Annotated in this window: 18 protein-coding genes; 9 read left to right on the top strand and 9 right to left on the bottom strand. The window is 70.7% G+C overall.

All coding sequences use genetic code 11. The annotated features are described in order from the left end of the window. Window positions 1-6 precede the first annotated feature (6 nt). Complete coding sequence (locus ABD785_RS23975) at window positions 7-870, bottom strand: alanyl-tRNA editing protein (protein ID WP_344832213.1); 864 nt, start codon at window positions 868-870, stop codon at window positions 7-9. Window positions 871-931: 61 nt separating this feature from the next. On the opposite strand from ABD785_RS23975, the gene ABD785_RS23980 reads away from it, so the two are divergent. Further along, complete coding sequence (locus tag ABD785_RS23980; RefSeq protein WP_344832216.1) at window positions 932-1,705, top strand: GNAT family N-acetyltransferase; 774 nt, start codon at window positions 932-934, stop codon at window positions 1,703-1,705. Here the strand turns inward: ABD785_RS23980 and ABD785_RS23985 are convergent. Both ABD785_RS23985 and ABD785_RS23990 read right to left on the bottom strand, forming a co-directional pair. Then, the gene (locus ABD785_RS23985; protein WP_344832219.1) at window positions 1,681-2,958 is read right to left on the bottom strand and encodes an MFS transporter; all 1,278 of its coding nucleotides are present in this window, start codon (window positions 2,956-2,958) and stop codon (window positions 1,681-1,683) included. The genes ABD785_RS23980 and ABD785_RS23985 overlap by 25 nt on opposite strands. Window positions 2,959-3,139: 181 nt before the next feature. Beyond that, complete coding sequence (locus ABD785_RS23990; RefSeq protein WP_344832222.1) at window positions 3,140-3,616, bottom strand: RrF2 family transcriptional regulator; 477 nt, start codon at window positions 3,614-3,616, stop codon at window positions 3,140-3,142. Between the two features lie 154 nt (window positions 3,617-3,770). On the opposite strand from ABD785_RS23990, the gene ABD785_RS23995 reads away from it, so the two are divergent. After that, window positions 3,771-4,823, top strand: a complete 1,053-nt coding sequence (locus tag ABD785_RS23995) for a fatty acid desaturase family protein (protein WP_344832225.1) — start codon at window positions 3,771-3,773, stop codon at window positions 4,821-4,823. 10 nt (window positions 4,824-4,833) lie between these two features. Here ABD785_RS23995 and ABD785_RS24000 read toward each other — a convergent pair whose 3' ends face one another. Next, entirely contained in the window at window positions 4,834-5,160 is a 327-nt protein-coding gene (locus tag ABD785_RS24000; RefSeq protein WP_344832227.1) for a DMT family transporter, read from the bottom strand. A gap of 151 nt (window positions 5,161-5,311) precedes the next feature. Between ABD785_RS24000 and ABD785_RS24005 the strand changes: the two genes are divergently transcribed. The 4 genes from ABD785_RS24005 to ABD785_RS24020 are packed head-to-tail and all read left to right on the top strand — an operon-like array spanning window position 5,312 to window position 8,518. After that, window positions 5,312-6,034 carry an ABC transporter ATP-binding protein gene (locus ABD785_RS24005; protein ID WP_344832230.1) on the top strand — a complete coding sequence of 241 codons (723 nt, stop codon included), beginning with the start codon at window positions 5,312-5,314 and terminating at the stop codon, window positions 6,032-6,034. Next, window positions 6,031-6,750, top strand: a complete 720-nt coding sequence (locus ABD785_RS24010; protein WP_344832233.1) for an alpha/beta hydrolase family protein — start codon at window positions 6,031-6,033, stop codon at window positions 6,748-6,750. Before ABD785_RS24005 ends, ABD785_RS24010 begins: the two co-directional genes overlap by 4 nt. Next, window positions 6,747-7,853, top strand: coding sequence for a sensor histidine kinase (locus ABD785_RS24015; RefSeq protein WP_344832237.1), 1,107 nt, complete (start codon window positions 6,747-6,749; stop codon window positions 7,851-7,853). Before ABD785_RS24010 ends, ABD785_RS24015 begins: the two co-directional genes overlap by 4 nt. Then, a complete protein-coding gene (locus tag ABD785_RS24020) occupies window positions 7,850-8,518 on the top strand; it encodes a response regulator (protein ID WP_344832240.1) in 669 nt (222 codons plus the stop codon). The genes ABD785_RS24015 and ABD785_RS24020 overlap by 4 nt, the downstream gene beginning before the upstream one ends. Here ABD785_RS24020 and ABD785_RS24025 read toward each other — a convergent pair. Then, on the bottom strand, window positions 8,499-9,485 hold the full coding sequence (locus tag ABD785_RS24025) for an RNA polymerase subunit sigma-70 (protein WP_344832243.1): 987 nt from the start codon (window positions 9,483-9,485) through the stop codon (window positions 8,499-8,501). The two genes, ABD785_RS24020 and ABD785_RS24025, sit on opposite strands and share 20 nt — an antisense overlap. An 81-nt stretch (window positions 9,486-9,566) precedes the next feature. Here ABD785_RS24025 and ABD785_RS24030 point away from each other — a divergent pair, with 81 nt between their 5' ends. Next, window positions 9,567-9,929: a nuclear transport factor 2 family protein gene (locus ABD785_RS24030; RefSeq protein ID WP_344832244.1), complete on the top strand. Its 363-nt coding sequence runs from the start codon at window positions 9,567-9,569 to the stop codon at window positions 9,927-9,929. 87 nt (window positions 9,930-10,016) lie between these two features. Here ABD785_RS24030 and ABD785_RS24035 read toward each other — a convergent pair whose 3' ends face one another. Both ABD785_RS24035 and ABD785_RS24040 read right to left on the bottom strand, forming a co-directional pair. Further along, window positions 10,017-10,634 carry a DUF305 domain-containing protein gene (locus tag ABD785_RS24035; protein WP_344832246.1) on the bottom strand — a complete coding sequence of 206 codons (618 nt, stop codon included), beginning with the start codon at window positions 10,632-10,634 and terminating at the stop codon, window positions 10,017-10,019. Then, window positions 10,631-12,046 carry an LVIVD repeat-containing protein gene (locus tag ABD785_RS24040; RefSeq protein ID WP_344832249.1) on the bottom strand — a complete coding sequence of 472 codons (1,416 nt, stop codon included), beginning with the start codon at window positions 12,044-12,046 and terminating at the stop codon, window positions 10,631-10,633. Before ABD785_RS24040 ends, ABD785_RS24035 begins: the two co-directional genes overlap by 4 nt. 390 nt (window positions 12,047-12,436) lie before the next feature. Here ABD785_RS24040 and ABD785_RS24045 point away from each other — a divergent pair, with 390 nt between their 5' ends. Beyond that, window positions 12,437-13,057, top strand: a complete 621-nt coding sequence (locus tag ABD785_RS24045) for a TetR/AcrR family transcriptional regulator (RefSeq protein ID WP_344832251.1) — start codon at window positions 12,437-12,439, stop codon at window positions 13,055-13,057. 345 nt (window positions 13,058-13,402) lie between these two features. Here ABD785_RS24045 and ABD785_RS24050 read toward each other — a convergent pair whose 3' ends face one another. Both ABD785_RS24050 and ABD785_RS24055 read right to left on the bottom strand, forming a co-directional pair. Then, window positions 13,403-14,287 carry a YxiG-like protein gene (locus tag ABD785_RS24050; protein WP_344832254.1) on the bottom strand — a complete coding sequence of 295 codons (885 nt, stop codon included), beginning with the start codon at window positions 14,285-14,287 and terminating at the stop codon, window positions 13,403-13,405. Between the two features lie 86 nt (window positions 14,288-14,373). Next, window positions 14,374-14,532, bottom strand: a complete 159-nt coding sequence (locus ABD785_RS24055; protein ID WP_344832256.1) for a hypothetical protein — start codon at window positions 14,530-14,532, stop codon at window positions 14,374-14,376. A 105-nt stretch (window positions 14,533-14,637) separates the two neighbouring features. On the opposite strand from ABD785_RS24055, the gene ABD785_RS24060 reads away from it, so the two are divergent. Then, window positions 14,638-15,708 (top strand): tyrosine-type recombinase/integrase, encoded by a 1,071-nt coding sequence (locus tag ABD785_RS24060; RefSeq protein WP_344832258.1) that lies wholly within the window; start codon window positions 14,638-14,640, stop codon window positions 15,706-15,708. Window positions 15,709-16,002 lie beyond the last annotated feature (294 nt).

Here is a 16,002-nt window from a genome sequence, read left to right on the forward strand (position 1 = left end):
AGATCATCATCCGGCCACGGTCGTGGTCATGGTCAGCTCGCCGCCCGCGGCGTCCAGGGCCAGGGCCACCGACGCCACCGCCAGCGGCCCGGTCGAGGCCAGATGGGTGCCGCCGCACGGGATGGAGGCCTCCCCCTCGGGCAGGGCGCAGTGCCAGGTGCGGCGCGCCGTCAGCTCCGGGCCCGGCACGTCGATCCACACCTTGGCGTCGGCCGCCGTCCAGGCCGCCAGCCTCGCCGTGACCCGGGCGGCCAGCTCCGGCAGCTCCCCGGCCAGGCCGTCGGTGGTGAAGCCCTTCTTGCGCAGGGACTTGCCGAGCCGGTAGACGTCCACGCTGCCGAACGGCCGGATCCGCGAGGAGGCGATGGCCGCCTGGTCGAAGTCCGGACGGCCCAGCGCGTCGGTCCCGATCTCCTTGCGCCACCGCCCGGACAGGGCCTCGTTGAGCGCCAGCGCCGCCAGATGGCAGCCGGTATGGCCCGCCGACAGCGCGGCGCGCCGCTCGGCGTCGACCCGCAGGGTCACCCTGGCCCCCTCGGCGGGCGGGGCCTCCTCCACGACATGGACGGCCAGCCAGTGCCAGCCCGCGCTGCCGCGCCGCACCGGGATCGCCTCCCCGACGTACAGCGGCCCGCCCCCGTGCTCCACCGCCCCGGTCAGGCAGCCGACCACGGGAAGCACCCGCTCCCCGTCGATCAGCAGGCCGGTGTCGGCGGGCTGGTCGGGCCAGGTGTGGTCCAGCGGATGGAACGGGGTGGAGTCCACCACCACCCCCGAACCGCCCTCCAGGGCGTCGGTGAGCACGACGGCGGCCTCCCCCGCCACCTCACCCCGCGGATATGTGATCTTCGTCGATGCCCCGGGCGTCATGGTCTCCAGTCTGCCCGTAATCGCCTCGCGTGCACGTCACAGGGGGTCTACCATGCCGCGGATGACCGAAGATCTTCTCACCGCCTACGACGGGGAACTGCGCGGCGCGGGTCTCCTGCCCGCCGGATCGCACGCCGAACAAGACGGCCCGCTGGTGCGCGTCGTCGGCGGCCACCGAGGATTCGTCTCCGGCCCCCGCGACCTGTCGGACCACGACGTCGACGCCCTGATCGAGGCCCAGAAGGCCCTGTTCGCGGCCCGCGGCGAGGTCGTGGAGTGGAAGGTCCGCGGCCACGACCTGCCCGAGGACCTCCCCGCCAGGCTCACCGCCGCCGGATTCGTCCCCGAGGAGCGGGAGACCGTGGTCATCGGCCGCGTCCGCGACCTCCCCCGGCCCGGCGACCCGCCGGCGGGCGTACGGATCCGGCGCGTCGCCGACGCGGGCTCCCTCACCGGCATCGCCGCGATGCAGTCCGAGGTGTGGGACACCGACGCGAGCTGGATCGCCGCCCACCTCACCGCCCATCTGGCCGCCGCCCCCGACCGGGTCGCGATCTTCGTCGCGGAGGCCGGGGGCCGGACCGTGTCGGCGGCCTGGACGTTCCTGGGCGAGGGCCGCCGGTTCTGCACCCTGTGGGGAGGATCGACCCTGGCCGCCTGGCGCGGCCGCGGCCTCTACCGCGCCCTCCTCGCCGCCCGGGCCGAGCTCGCCGGGCGGCACGACTACCCCTACCTTCAGGTCGACGCCTCGCCCGACAGCCTGCCCATCCTGGAACGGCTCGGCTTCCACGCCGTCACGACCACGACCCCTTACCTCTGGACGCCCGGAGCCTGAGGCAGATCCCGCATCCCGCGCAGCGGCGACAGCAGGATCGGCAGCGCCGCGCACACATAGCCGACCCCCGCGATCAGCAGCGTCGTCCGGGGATCGGTCAGCTGGGCGCACACACCGCCCAGGATCGCGCCGATCGGCATGACCCCCCAGTTCAGGAAGCGGGCGGTGGCGTTCACCCGGCCGAGCAGGGCGTCGGGGGTCAGGCGCTGACGCAGGCTGACCGAGGCGACCGCCCACCCCGCGATGAGGAAGGCGTCCAGGCCGAGGCCCAGCGCCGCCGGCAGCACCCGCCAGCCCGGCGCAGCGATCGGCACCAGCAGGAACGCCAGGCCCGCGCCGATCGCGTTGACCCACAGCATCCGGGCCTCGCCCAGCAGCCGGATCTGACGCCCGGTCGTCATCGCCCCCAGCACGCCACCGATCCCCGACGCGCCCAGGACGATCCCGAACGTGCCCGCGTCGATGCCCATCTGGTCGACGAAGAACACCGGCAGCATCGCCATCATCGCCACCCCGAACAGGTTCGCGATCGCCCCGGAAGCGATCACCAGGCGCAGGACGGCGTGCCGCAGCAGGAACTCCATGCCCTCGCGCATCTCCACCCACAGGCCCCGCCGCGCGGCTTCCGGCTCCGGCTCCTTCGCCTTGATGAAGAACAGGAAGACCGCCGAGACCGCGAAGCTGAGGGCGTCCAGGAAGACCGCGAACGGCCCCCCGGCGAACCGCACCAGCAGGCCGCCCGCGCCCGGGCCCGCCACCTCGGCCGAGGTGGCGATCACCTGGAGCTTGGTGTTGCCCTCCATCAGCTGGTCGCGGTCCACCAGGAACGGCAGGTACGACTGGTAGGCGACCTGGAAGAACACCGTCGCGATCCCCGTGGCCAGCGCCGCCGCGTACAGGTGCGGCAGCGTCAGGGCGTCCAGGAGGTAGGCGAGCGGGACCGACCCGAGCGCCACCGCCCGGACCAGATCGCACACCACCATGACGGGCTTCTTGCGCATCCGGTCGACCCACACCCCCGACGGAAGCCCGACCAGCAGGAACCCGGCCGTCTCGAACGCGGTCAGCAGGCCGATCTGGGCCGGTGAGGCATGCAGGACCAGCAGCGCCACCAGCGGCAGCGCGATCATCGTGATCTGGCTGCCGACCTGGCTGACGGCGTCCGCCGCGGCCAGCATGCGGAAGCCGGAATGGTGCCACAGGCCCGGCCGGGAGGCCTCGGGAGATGGACAGGGTGACGGAACGGTGCGCATGAGCGCGTCCTCCAGGAATGACAGAAGTCCTCGTACAGGGAGACCGGGGGACGTCGGACGGCGGAGCCGCGCCCGGAAGCCGGGCAGCGCTCGACGCCGTGCGTCCGCACGGGTCTCCTACGAGAACATGTATGTCATGCCGGTCACCCTATGTGCCGCCGATGTCCGATGCCAACCTCTTTTACCTGCGGAGGGTGGAAAGGCGCTCTCGCGTGTGCTCCGGGGTGCCGGGGAAGGTCCGCTCGACGGTGTCCCGGATCTCGGCGAGGGTCTGGGCCGCCAGCTCCCGGCGCCAGGCCAGTTCGGCCCGCCGCATCGCGCCGTTGAGCACGCAGGTCTCGCGGTAGTCGACCTCGGTGCTGCCGCCGGGACCGTCCTTCAGGATCTGGCGGCAGCGGAAGGCGTCCTCGGCGCCCTCGATGGCCACCACCACGTCCAGCAGGGTGATCTTCTCCAGCGGGCGTCCCAGCCGGAAACCGCCCCGCGGACCCGGGGCAGAGGTGAGGATCCCTGCCCTGGCCAGCGCCTGGAGCTGCTTGTTCAGATAGGCGGCCGGGAGATCGTAGAAGGCCGCGAGCCGCGCCGCCGTGGCGGCCTCACCCTCGTTCCAGCCGAGGTTGAGACAGCTGTGCAGCGCCCATTCGACGCCCTCCCCCATCTGCATAATTCTGTAGGTTACTTATCCAGAATCATCCGGGCAAGCCGCGCCAGGGACCTGAGAGCCAGGTGCCGCCTGGCTCCAGCGGGTGATCCCAGCCCGTAACGGCCCTTTCTAGGTTGGGGTGCACTGGCCGCCCAACCTGGGAGAACCGATGACGCAGACTCTGACCGCTCCAGCCACCGGCTCCGACACCACCAGGGGATCGGACTTCACACCGCTGGCACGGCGCGTCAGGGAGAGCGGGCTGATGGAGCGCGCGACCGCGCACTACACCCGGTCGATCACCCTCAACGTCCTCGGCACCGCGGCGGTCTGGGCGGGCGTCGCGGCCATCGGCACCGGAGCGGCCGGCATCGGCGCCTGGTGGGCGCTGCCCCTCGCCCTCCCCGCCGCGCTGCTGTCCACACGGACGGGCTTCCTCGGCCACGACGCCGGCCACAAGCAGATCGCGGGATCGGCCAAGGCCAACCGCCGGCTCGGCCTGCTGCTCGGCAACGCGATGCTCGGCCTCAGCCACGGCTGGTGGAACGCCAAGCACAACCAGCACCACGCCAACCCCAACCACACCGGCAAGGACCCCGACGTCGGCGCCGGCGCCCTGGTCTTCACCGAGGAGGACGCCCGCGCCCGCACCGGCCTCACCGGCTGGATCACCCGCCACCAGGCGTGGCTGTTCTTCCCGATGCTCACCCTGGAGGGCCTGGCCCTCAAGCTCTCCAGCTTCCAGGACCTGAAGAACCGGCCCGCCAAGGAGCGTCGCATCGAAGGCGCCCTGCTGGTCCTGCACCTCCTCGCCTACCTCACCCTGGCCTTCACCCTGCTGCCCGTGCCCGTCGCGCTCGCCTTCATCGCCCTGCACCAGGGGCTGTTCGGCCTCCACCTGGGCTGCGCGTTCGCGCCCAACCACAAGGGCATGCCGATGCCCGGCCCGGACGACGACTGGGACCACCTGCGCAAGCAGGTCCTCACCTCCCGCAACGTGCGCGGCGGACCGGTCGTGGACTGGATGCTCGGCGGCCTCAACTACCAGATCGAGCACCACCTGTTCCCCGGCCTGCCCCGCCCGGCCCTGAAGAAGATCCGCCCGATGGTCCAGGAGCACTGCGCCGCCCTCGGCCTGCCCTACACCGAGACCGGCGTCATCGACTCCTACCGCCAGGCCCTCGCCCACCTCGACCACGTCGGAACGGGCGTCGTCGGCTGACGCCCCTGACCTAGTGCCCGGCGGCGCCGGAGAAGGCGAGCACGACGACTCCGCCGACGATCAGCAGCATCCCGGTGATCGCGGTCAGGTTGAGGTGCTCGCCATAGAGGACCGCCGCGACGCCCGCCACAGCCGCGGTCCCGGCGCCCGACCAGATCGCGTAGACCAGCCCGACGTTGAGGCTGCGCAGCGCCATCGCCATCAGGACGAACGACATGGCGTAGCCCGCGATGACCAGCAGGGTGGGCCCGATCCTGAACCCGTCGGCCAGGCCGCGCAGGGTGAGCGTCGCGACGACCTCGCAGGCGATCGCCCCGGCGAGAATGATCCACGGCATGGTGTGTTCCCCTCGAAACGTCACTGGTCCCAGGACTGTACCGGCTGGACGGTACAGTCCGCTCCAGGGAACGGATCTCCCCCTCAGGTCGGAGCCGCAGACTCGACCGCAGGCTGAGGACCGCGAGAGCACCGGCACCGATGCTCTCGGTATGACGCACCAAGGAACGGCCGCCATCGCGGTCGAAGGGCTCACCAAGAGCTACGGCGGCACACCGGCCGTCACGGACCTGACCTTCACCGCACGCGCCGGAGCCGTCACGGGCTTCTTCGGCCCCAACGGAGCGGGCAAGACCACCGCCCTCAAGGTCATCGTCGGCCTGGCGAAGGCGACCACCGGACGCGTCCTGGTCAACGGCACACCGGTGGAACGCACACGACCCGACGCCCGCACCCTCGGCGTCGCCATCGAACCGTGCGGCGCCCACCCCGGCCGCACCGGCCGCGCCCACCTGACCTCCCTGGCCGCCCTGGCCGGGCTCCCCCGCCGCAGGGTCGCCGAGGTCCTGGAGCTCGTCGAACTCGACCGGGCCGCGGGACGCCGCGTCGGCGCCTACTCGATGGGCATGCGGCAGCGGCTCGGCCTGGCCGCCGCCCTCCTCGGCGACCCCGCCATCCTCGTGCTCGACGAACCGGCCAACGGCCTCGACCCCCAGGGGATCCGCTGGCTGCGCGCCCTCGTCCGCGAACACGCCGCCGCGGGAGGGACCGTGCTGCTGTCCAGCCACCTGCTCAGCGAGGCCGCCCACACCGTCGACGACCTCGTCGTCATCGACCGGGGGCGCCTCCTGCACGCCGGGCCGCTCAGCGCCCTCGACCCCGCCACCTCCCTGGAAGACCTCTTCTTCGACCTCACCGAGCGGAGCGCGCCGTGACCCACCTCCTCAGAGGCGAACTGATCAAGACCGTGACCACCCGGACGGCCCTCGCCTTCGCCCTCGGCGGCATCGCCTTCACCGTCCTCAACGTCCTGATGATCACCAAGGCCTCCGGCACGCTCGACGACCTGCACGAGAAGGAGGAGGCCCTGTCGGGACTGCCGATCCTGCTCCTGCTGTGGGGCCTGGTCGGCGCGGCCGGGGAGTACAAGCACCGCACCGCCGCACCCGCCGCGCTCGTCGCCCGTCACGGCAGGGCCACGGCCCTGATGGCCAGGATCGCCGCCTACGCCCTGACGGCCCTGCTCATCGGCGGCCTCATGATCGCGATCTCCGTGGGGCTCGCCCTGCCGCTGCTGGCAGACCACCCCGGCACCCCGCTGACCGCGGGCGGCGTCACGGCCATCGCGGCGAGCGACCTCGCCGCGTTCGTCCTATCTGCGATCATGGGTGCCGCCATCGGGGCCCTCGTCCGCAACCCGGTGGCGGGAGTGGTCATCCTGCTGATCGTGAACTTCGCGGTGATCCCGCTGATCGCCGGCTCGCACGAATCGCTCGCCAACCTCACGCCGTTCGGCGCTGCGGGAGTCCTGGCCCGCATGACCCACGACACGACCCTGTCGGTCGCCGCCGCCGGCTGGGTGCTCCTCGCCTGGACCGCCGCGTTCGTCGCCGTGGCGTTCGTCTCCGAACAGCGACGCGACCTGGCGTGAGAACCCCGGAAGCGCTCCGCGCGCCGCTCCGCCGGCTGGTGGAGAGGCGCGCGGAGCTGTTCGACGTCGCGCTGGCCGTGGTCGCCACCGCAGTGGAGTTCGGGCTGGTCGACTCCCTGCGGGTGCCGCCGATCGCCCTCACCGCGGCCGCGGGCGCCGCCCTGCTCCTGCGCCGCCGCCATCCGATGCCCGTCCTCGCGGTGACGATCGCCGCGGCGTGGGCGTGCGCGGCCCTGGGCGAGTATCCCGGCGGCGCGCCGGTCCTCGTCGCCCTCTACACGATCGCCGAGGAACGCGAACGGCGCGTGTCGGTGGTCACGGCCGTCCCGGTGGCCGTGTTCCTCCAGGCCGCGAGCATCAGCTCGGTCCCCGTCACCGTCGGGGCATGGGCTCTGGGCTCCTACGTCCAGACCCGGCGCCGCTACGTGGCCGCCCTGGAAGAGCGCGCCGCCCAGCTCGAACGCGAACGCGAACAGCTCGACCGGATCGCCGCCCGCGACGAGCGCACCGCCATCGCCAGGGAACTGCACGACATCGTCGCCCACTCGGTGACCGTCATGCTCCTGGGCGTGCGCGGGGCACGCGACATCCTGCCCACCGAACCCGCCATCGCCGCCGACACCCTGCGGCGGGTCGAGACCACCGCCGAGGACAGTCTCGCCGAGCTGCGCCGCATGCTGACCGTGCTCCGCGACCCCGCCCGGGACGCCCAGCTCCGCCCCCAGCCCTCCCTCGCCCGCCTCGACGCCCTGATCAGCGGATACCGTGACACCGGAATGCCGCTGACCCTCACCGTCACGGGCGAACGCCGCCCGCTGCCCGGCGGCATCGAGCTGTCGGTCTACCGGATCATCGAGGAGGCCCTGACCAACGTGCTGAAACACGCCCGCCCGGCCCGCGTGGACGTCACCCTCGCCTTCACCCCCGAAACGCTCACGGTGACGATCGACGACGACGGCCCGTCCCGCCCCGCCACCCCCGGAGGCCACGGGCTGACCGGCATGCGCGAACGCGTCATCGCCCTCGGCGGCGACCTCACCACAGGCCCCCGGACCGGCGGAGGCTTCACCGTCACCGCCGCCCTGCCGATCGGGAACCCATGACCATCCGGCTGCTGATCGTCGACGACCAGGAACTCGTCAGGACGGGCCTGCGCCTGTTCCTCACCACCCAGGACGGCCTGGAGGTCGTCGGCGAGGCCTCCGACGGCGACGAGGCCCTCGACCTCGCGCTCCGCACCCGTCCCGACGTGATCCTCATGGACGTGCGCATGCCCCGCGTCGACGGCGTCGAGGCCACCGCCCGCCTCACCGCCGCGGGCATCGACCCGCCGCCCCGCGTCCTGATCCTCACCACCTTCGACCTCGACGAGTACGTGTTCGGCGCCCTGCGCGCGGGCGCCGCGGGCTTCCTGCTGAAGGACGCCTCCCGCGAGCGCCTCCTGGAGGCCGTCCGGGTCGTCCACGCCGGCGACGCCCTGCTGTCCCCCTCCATCACCCGCCGCCTCATCGAGGACTTCGCGACCCGCACCAGCCCCCTCTCCCCGCCCGACGGCCTCCTCGCCGGTCTCACCCCCCGCGAACGCGAGACGCTCGTCCTGGTCGCCCGAGGCCTGTCCAACGCCGAGATCGCCGCCCACCTCGTCGTCACCGAGGCGACCGTGAAGAGCCACATCGGCGCCGTCTTCGCCAAACTCCACCTCCGCGACCGCGCCCAGGCCGTCGTGTTCGCCTACGAACACGGCATCGTCACCCCCGGCTCCCCCTGAAACGCGCAGGCAACGACGCGTCGAGAAAGCGGGTGATCGCGCCGATGCGGTCGCCGTCGAGGGTGAGGACGACGACGCCCACCGGATGGAGCGTCCGGCCGTCACGGTCGGTGAGATGGCAGGTGAAGGCCGGCTGGGTGTTGGCCCGGGTCGGCACGAGGTGGAAGCGGCGGCCGTCGCGCCAGGCGGCACTGGCCTCGAGGAACGCCCCGATGGCGGCCTTCCCGTGGTACTCGTGCGGCGCGGGCGGCATCGCCAGCCAGGCGTCGTCGGTGAGCAGGGCCAGGACGCCCTCGATGTCGTCGGCGGTGAACGCCTCGGCGAACCGGCGCGGCAGCTCCCGTTCGGCCTCCGGCGCCGGACGCTCCACGACGGGACGGTGCGCGCCGACCGTGGCACGGGCCCGTTGCAGGACGCCCTTGACCGCGGTCTCGGAGGTCCCGAGCATCTCCGCGACCTCCGCCGCCGAATAGCCGAGGACGTCGCGCAGCACCAGCGTCGCGGTCTGGCGGGGCGGCAGCCGCTGAAGGGCGGCGATGAACGCCAGCTCCACCGCCTCCTTGCTCTGGTACCGCGTCTCGGGGCGCGGAGCGGGATCGGGCAGGGCGGTGAGCAGGGCGTCGGGGTAGGGCTGAAGCCAGCTCACCTCGCCGCGCCGGGTCGGTTCGGGCGGCTCGAACGGCGGGACGGGCTCCGCCGGGACCCGGCGCCGCGCGTCCCGCAGGGCGTTCAGGCAGCGGTTGGTCGCGATCCGGTACAGCCAGCTGCGCAGGGACGCCCTCCCCTCGAAACCCGCCAGGCCCCGCCAGGCCGCCAGCAGCGTCTCCTGAAGAAGATCGTCGGCATCGGCCGTCGAGCCGAGGATCCGGTAACAGTGCAGGTGCAGCTCGTGCCGGTAGAGCCCGACGAGCCGCTCGAACGCCTCGCCGTCGCCATCGCGGGCACCGGCCAGAGCCTCCTCCGTCATCTTTCGATGATCCCACCGTTCCGTCCCGCGACCCCGCGGTGTCCCTACCTACAGAAGCACTGCGAAACGGAGATGATCACTATGACCGGCACCGCCCTGCGCATCGCGCTCGCCCACCACGAGGCCTGGTTCGCCAAGGACCTGGACCTGGCCATGACCTACGTCGCCGACGACATCGTCTGCGACGCCCCCGCCGGACGCCTCGAGGGCGCCGCCGCCTACCGGGCCTTCCTCGCCCCGTTCGTCCAGATCCTGCTGGGCACCCGGATGATCGGCGCCTTCGGCGACGACGAGACCGCACTGATCATGTACGACACCGAGACCGTCCCCGTCCCGCACGCCCCCGGCGCCGAACACCTCACCATCGCCCACGGCAAGATCACACGCAACGTCTTCCTCTTCGATCGCGCCCCGTTCGACGCCGCCCGCCGCTCCGCGACCTGAGCCCACCGGCCGCGCCCGCCGATCCGGGCGCGGCCCGAAGCCGCGGGGCGTCGGCGCCCCGCGGCCCCCACCGGCGGGCCGAACGGATCAGCCTGCCTTCCGGGCTCCGAGAAGGCCCGACATGACCGCGGTCTCGTCGCCCTGTGCGACGCCCATGACGGTCGCCAGCCGGCGTACCTGCGGGATCGTCGCGTGCTGCGCGGCCGCGGCGGTCATGAGCAGGCCACCCTGGTGATGGCGGATCATGAGCTTGAGGAACCAGGCGTCCAGAGCCCTGCCGTGCAGTTCACCCAGACGGTCGATGTCCTTCTGGGCGGCTGTTCCCGGCATGACGGCAGGCCCGGCGTGACCACCCTTGTGGCCCGCCATCCAGGTCATGGGCGGGCCGGACGGCACCTGGGGGGCGTTCCAGAGATCGAGCCAGCCCTGGAGCTGGCCGATCTGCTTGAGCTGGTTGAGCTCGATCGAGACGGCCAGCCGGGACACCGAGGGGCTCGCCCTGCCGATGACGGCCTGGGCCATCGTCACGGCCTGCTGGTGGTGCACGACCATGTCCTGGGCGAAGCCGATGTCGACCGGACCAGCGGCGGGCGCCGCGGCCGGGGCCGGATCCGCGCCTGGAGCGGATCCGATCCCGGTGAGCAGCAGGGCCAGGACCGCTCCGATCACGACGAAGCCGATCGCGGAGAAGACCCGTCCCCTCATTGCAGCGGGTAGGCGTGGTCGGTGAAGCTCAGGAGCAGTGCCCCGTTGTCGTCGCAGGACGCCCAGAGCTTGTCGCCGTCGAAGCGGGGCGGCGACATGCACCAGTCGGTGGTCATGTCGACGTCGCCGAGGGCGTGCAGGGAGTTGACGAGCAGGGGCCGCTTGCCGACCTGGGCGGGTGGATTGAAGTAGGCGATCTCGCGCGGGTTCGACAGGTCGCGGATGTCGAACACACGGATGCCCGACTGCGCCCAGCCACAGGCCAGCGCGGTGGGATCGGTGAGCCGGTCGAGGGCGCAGTAGTGCGAGTCGTAGCCGAAGAAGCCGTTGCCGGCGGTGTCGGCCTTGAGCAGGTCCGCGTTGGCGGGCTCGTTGATCTCGAGTTTGAGCTGACGGACGGTCGTGGGCCGCCTCTCCTCGGAGATGTCGATGATCCGGACGCCGCCCGAGCCGAGTTCGTCGGCGGCCGCCAGGTAGCGCTTGCCGTGGTCGGTGAACGGGATGGCGTGCTGGGTGATCAGGCCGTCGCTCCAGGTCGTGTCGGAGACATGGCGCAATTGCGGGAACAGCCTGCGCTTCTGGATATCACTGGAGTCGAAGGTGGTGACCCCGGCCGGGACGTCGGCCACGTAGATCCGGTTGCCGTCGTTGCTCACCCCGACGCCGTGGTTGAGCAGGCCCGTCGAGCCGTTGTAGATCACTCGGGGGTTCGACGGCTTCGTCATGTCCAGGGCGGCGATGGTGCCGCCGACGGCGCCGGTCGTCCAGTAGGTGAGCCCGTCGGCCGACCAGGTCGCCTCGTGGCCGGGGAAGTTCCCCGGGAGGGTCACGGTCGTGCCGAGGATGCCGTTGAGCAGTTGGGGATGGGCGCAGTCGGTCTTGACGTCGTAGACCGAGACGAAGAATCCGCCGACCCCCGCCCCGACCGACACGGCGGCCAGCAGACCGCGGCCCTGGTGGATCTTGAGCGTTTCCCAGGTTCCTGCGAGCGTCGCGGGGCTCACCAGCGATTCGGTCAGTCTCGGTTGGGCGGGGTCGGACATGTCGACGACGTTGATGCCGGGACGGTCGGCGTTCTCCGCGGCGGTCAGGAGCGTTCCGAGGTACTGGCAGTGGCCGTAGGACGCACCGAGCGTGGCCTGTCCCTGACCCTGGAAGCGGCCGGCGAGCTGAAGATTGCAGGAGTAGCCCTGCCGGCTTCGCCCGCCCGTGCGGTCGGCGAGGGGGACCTGGCCCTGCAGGCCGGTCTCCGGCGACGACCCTGGCCCGCACACCGCCCTGGGCACCCGCGTGCTGGGGACGGGGTCCGCCGTGGCCCGTCCCGCGCCGGCCGCCAGCGAAGCGGTCAGCAGGATGACGGCGGCGAGAATCCCCGCACGCCGATCGTTCTTTTTCCCAGCAGGATCTCTCACAACGTCTCCTCTTGGGGGGTCATCTCTCCAGGCAATGCGGCCGGTCTCTGTACCGCGGCCCTCCAGCCCGGAGGACGCTCAAGATAATCAATCAAAACAAAGATGGCAATATCGCGATGTCACACTTTTCCTTGACCGCGAAAAATTCTCAACGAAGTATCCGGGTAAGACTGTTACCAAGCAGCTTATTCAGCCATCAGCCAGCAGAACAGCGAATCTTGGTGACACGCGGCCACCAAGAGTGTCGCCCTGTCCAGGCCTGAATACTCGACAGTGACCGATATCGGTAAGCCTGTTACCGTGTCGGAATCACCGGCACACGGGACTCCTGGTGTGCATTTATGCACACCAGGAGCAATAGTGAGTGAGGCAAAGGGAAGGAGGCGTGTGATGGCTGTCGGCTCGGTGCGCGCGTTGAGGGTTCGGGATCGGAATCGGCTGTCGATCCTGGATGCGGCACGGGAGGTACTGACCGCCGACCCCGACGCCAGCATGGACGACATCGCCGCCGAAGCAGGCATGGTACGCCGCACGGTCTACAGCCACTTCCCGACCCGCCTCGACCTCATCGAAGGCCTCGTACGAGCGGGAGCGGAAGAGTTCATCGCCGACCTGGGCGAACCCGACGTGACCACCGACGACCCCGCAACGGAACTCGCCACGATGGTGCTGCGAACATGGGGAGCCGCCCGCCGATTCGCCCCAGTGATCGAACTAGCCCGACGCGGCGCCGAGGACGCACTGCAGGCATCGATGGAGCCCTTCACCTCGATCGTCGCGCAACTGATCGACAACGGTCAGCGACAGGGCGTCTTCAGCAATGATCTTGACCCCGGCGTGCTGTCGAAGGTCCTGGCGGGCAGCGCGCTGACGTTCCTGTCGGCGAGCTCGGAAGGCCACTGGAGCGGACACTCCGGCGACGTCGCACTCACTTGCCTGCTCCTGCTCGGCACCCCCACCGGCACGGCCCACGCCGCACTCGCCCAAGCCACGATCCACCAGCTCGCATGAGACACCCGCCGCGAACCACACCACACCGCCACCGCCGTCACCCAGAACCATCTGCCGGGCGGGGAGACACCTTCGGGAGCGAGTCGTTCAGGGCGCAGTCAGGCTGCTGCCCCACAAGGTCGCGGGCACCAGCCGCACGGCCGGCGAACCCGCAGTGCGTGCGGGCGGATGCGAGGTACTGCTCGGCGCGGTGCCGGTCGGCGGCGTGGCGGGAACGTCACGGGGTGGTGCCGAAGTGGCTGGCGGCGTTGCGGGAGCAACAGGTCGGTTTGCGTTCGGGTCAGCCGTTCGCGTTCTGAAGGCGTTCCTGTGTGACGTCTTGACGTGACGGCAGAGCGGTGGCGTTCAGGTGTCGGAACGCGGTTGGAGGTTCGGCGTGGAGAGGAGCCGCTTGGCTTCTTCTCGGATTGCCGGTTCGGTATCGGCTGAGAGCGTCTCCAGCTGGGTGCGGAGCCGGGCCGGTCCGTTGTCGTCCATCCATCGGGGATCGCTGAGGAGGGCGTCGTAGAGGATTTGGCCGTGTGAGTCGGAGGAGTCGGCCAGCGCTTTCAGGACCAGTCGCAGTCCGCGCGCGTCCTGGCGATCCAGGAGTGCGTGGGCGGTTTCTTGAACGACCGCGGTGTTCTGGGGGTCTCGGAGGAGGGCTTCGAGCGCGCGGGCTGCCTCGGGGATCTCCGCGGAGGCGGCCAGGCGTCGACCCGCCCGCGCTCGAACGGGCCATAGCTCCGAGGCTGCGTCGGGGAGGATCCAGGTCACCTCGTTGTGGCGGACCCTCGGGTCTGCGGAGGGCAGTTCACTGACCTTGAGGTCGGAGAAGACGAGCGTGAGGTCGTGGGCGTTGGTCTGGATGCGGACCTCGTGGAAGTCGATTCCGACCTCTTCGGCCCAGGCTGCGGCGGCCGGTGAATCCTCGACGATCGCGGCGCCGGGGTAGAGGCCGTGCCATTTCACGCCCCACACGTATCCGTCCAGATCTTGGCCGGTCTCGTGGTCGATGAGCCGTTCATCGAGGGAGTCCCTCCACGTGCTCTTGGCGATGGTGGAGACGCACCGGGCCTCGACGCAGTAGCGGAACAGGTAGCGCAGGTGCACTGGCAAGATCCCGGTCCTCGGATCCGCCGTCGCGTAGACGATGAGCTCGTAGTCCCGCATGTAGTCGACGAAGCCGTGGTGGATCACAGCGTGGTCGAACACGTCCTCCAGAGCCTGTTCCAGCGCGACGACGTCCATGGTGATCGTTTGTACACGAGTGTCCGGCTCGATGTTCGAACGAGTGCCCGGTCTGGCGCGTCGGCTCGGCCTGCGTGGTCGAAGATTCAGGCTGCGGTGGCCAGCGGGATCGGCCTGCTGGTGCGGGCGGCAGGCTGCTTGCGGGTGAGGCGCCGGGTCATGAGGGTGATCGTGGTCCAGTTGAGGAAGGCTTCGGCGTGGCCGGGCAGGCGTTCGTAATCGCGGCAGTTGCGGCGGGCGCGCATGAACCAGCCCAGGGTCCACTCGACGATCCAGCTCTTAGTTACTTGGAATCAGGCCTGCCGGGCTCTCCGCTTCGGTACGGTCTCGCCGGTAGCTGAGGAGCCGTAGTGGGCGCTGTTGTACTTGTGGAGAAGTGGCCGGTCCTGGGACGGCATGGTCCGGCGGCTGCGTGGCTGCGGATCTGGACTGATCTGGGGCGGGCTCCCCGGACCATCGACGCCTACGCGCGAGGTCTGGCCGAGTACCTCGAGGTCTGTGAGCGCGAGGGTGTTGATGCGGTCACGGCGAACCGGGCGCATGTCGCGGTGTTCGTCCGTGAACTCACGAGCAGGCCGAGCAAGCGCGGAGCCAACGTCGTGTCGATCGACTCCGGTGCCGGGTTGTCGAACGCCACGATCCAGCAGCGACTGGTAGCGGTCCGGCTGTTCTACGACCACCTCATCGAGGAGGGCCTACGCGAGTCCAACCCCGTCGGCCGCGGCAGGTACACGCCCGGTCGACGCTTCGGAGGCCATGAACGGGGCCTGGTCCCGCGGCTGGTCAAGCTCCCCTGGATTCCCGATGAGCAGCAGTGGCGGCTGGTCCTGGCCGTCGCGGCTGAGGAGCCGATCCGTAACCGGCTCATGCTCGCCCTGGCCTACGACGCGGCCCTGCGCAGGGAGGAATTGTGCACGCTGGACACCGATGACCTTGATCCTGGGCGTCGGACGCTGCGGGTCAAGGCGGAGAACACCAAGAACCGGATGGAGCGGGTGGTCCCGTACTCGGCCCCGACCGGCGTGCTGCTGGCGAACTACCTGGCCCACCGGGCGACGATCAACCGGGCCCGAGGACGCCTGTTTCTGTCGGAGTCGCGCCGCAACTACGGCCAGCCGGTGACGTTGTGGACCTGGTCGAAGGTCGTGCGCCGGGTCGCCGTTGACGCCGGGGTGTCTCGCTTCTCCACGCACACCACCCGGCATCTGTGTCTCACCGACCTGGCCCGGATGGGCTGGAAGCTGCACGCGATCGCCACCTTCGCCGGCCACAGGTCAACCGAGTCCACGCTGCGCTACATTCACCTGTCCGGTCGCGACCTGGCCGAGAAGCTCAGCAAGGGCATGGAACAGATCCACGCTTGGCGCGTGGACATGCTCACCCGCGCAGAGGCACCATCGCAGCAGCGGGGGCACCGGTGAGCCTGCCGGCGCAATCCCGAGCGGCCTCCCGATCCGAGGCCGAGCGGCCTGCCTGGAGGTGGCCGGTCGATCTCTCTCGCTACCTGCGGCGCCCGGAGCTCACGGCCGAGGAATCCTCCGCGCTGGAACGTCTGGGCATGGCTTTGCGCCGTCGCCCCGGCCACTTCGATCACCGCGATAGGGACTGGGAGACGATCTGGGCCACCCCGAGTTGGTTGGAGGCTCCGATACCTGGAAGGGTGAGGAGTTATGGCACCACCGAGGAAGTATGCCCCTGAGCTGCGGGAACGGGCT

It is taken from the genome of Actinocorallia longicatena, from assembly GCF_039534125.1.
GTDB lineage: Bacteria > Actinomycetota > Actinomycetes > Streptosporangiales > Streptosporangiaceae > Actinocorallia > Actinocorallia longicatena.

Excerpts from the sequence above, each read along its gene's own strand:
- ABD785_RS23975 (WP_344832213.1), bottom strand. The coding sequence starts at position 870 with ATGACGCCCGGGGCATCGACGAAGATCACATATCCGCGGGGTGAGGTG.
- ABD785_RS23980 (WP_344832216.1), top strand. The coding sequence starts at position 932 with ATGACCGAAGATCTTCTCACCGCCTACGACGGGGAACTGCGCGGCGCG.
- ABD785_RS23985 (WP_344832219.1), bottom strand. The coding sequence starts at position 2,958 with ATGCGCACCGTTCCGTCACCCTGTCCATCTCCCGAGGCCTCCCGGCCG.
- ABD785_RS23990 (WP_344832222.1), bottom strand. The coding sequence starts at position 3,616 with ATGGGGGAGGGCGTCGAATGGGCGCTGCACAGCTGTCTCAACCTCGGC.
- ABD785_RS23995 (WP_344832225.1), top strand. The coding sequence starts at position 3,771 with ATGACGCAGACTCTGACCGCTCCAGCCACCGGCTCCGACACCACCAGG.
- ABD785_RS24000 (WP_344832227.1), bottom strand. The coding sequence starts at position 5,160 with ATGCCGTGGATCATTCTCGCCGGGGCGATCGCCTGCGAGGTCGTCGCG.
- ABD785_RS24005 (WP_344832230.1), top strand. The coding sequence starts at position 5,312 with ATGACGCACCAAGGAACGGCCGCCATCGCGGTCGAAGGGCTCACCAAG.
- ABD785_RS24020 (WP_344832240.1), top strand. The coding sequence starts at position 7,850 with ATGACCATCCGGCTGCTGATCGTCGACGACCAGGAACTCGTCAGGACG.
- ABD785_RS24025 (WP_344832243.1), bottom strand. The coding sequence starts at position 9,485 with ATGACGGAGGAGGCTCTGGCCGGTGCCCGCGATGGCGACGGCGAGGCG.
- ABD785_RS24030 (WP_344832244.1), top strand. The coding sequence starts at position 9,567 with ATGACCGGCACCGCCCTGCGCATCGCGCTCGCCCACCACGAGGCCTGG.
- ABD785_RS24035 (WP_344832246.1), bottom strand. The coding sequence starts at position 10,634 with ATGAGGGGACGGGTCTTCTCCGCGATCGGCTTCGTCGTGATCGGAGCG.
- ABD785_RS24045 (WP_344832251.1), top strand. The coding sequence starts at position 12,437 with ATGGCTGTCGGCTCGGTGCGCGCGTTGAGGGTTCGGGATCGGAATCGG.
- ABD785_RS24050 (WP_344832254.1), bottom strand. The coding sequence starts at position 14,287 with ATGGACGTCGTCGCGCTGGAACAGGCTCTGGAGGACGTGTTCGACCAC.
- ABD785_RS24055 (WP_344832256.1), bottom strand. The coding sequence starts at position 14,532 with ATGCGCGCCCGCCGCAACTGCCGCGATTACGAACGCCTGCCCGGCCAC.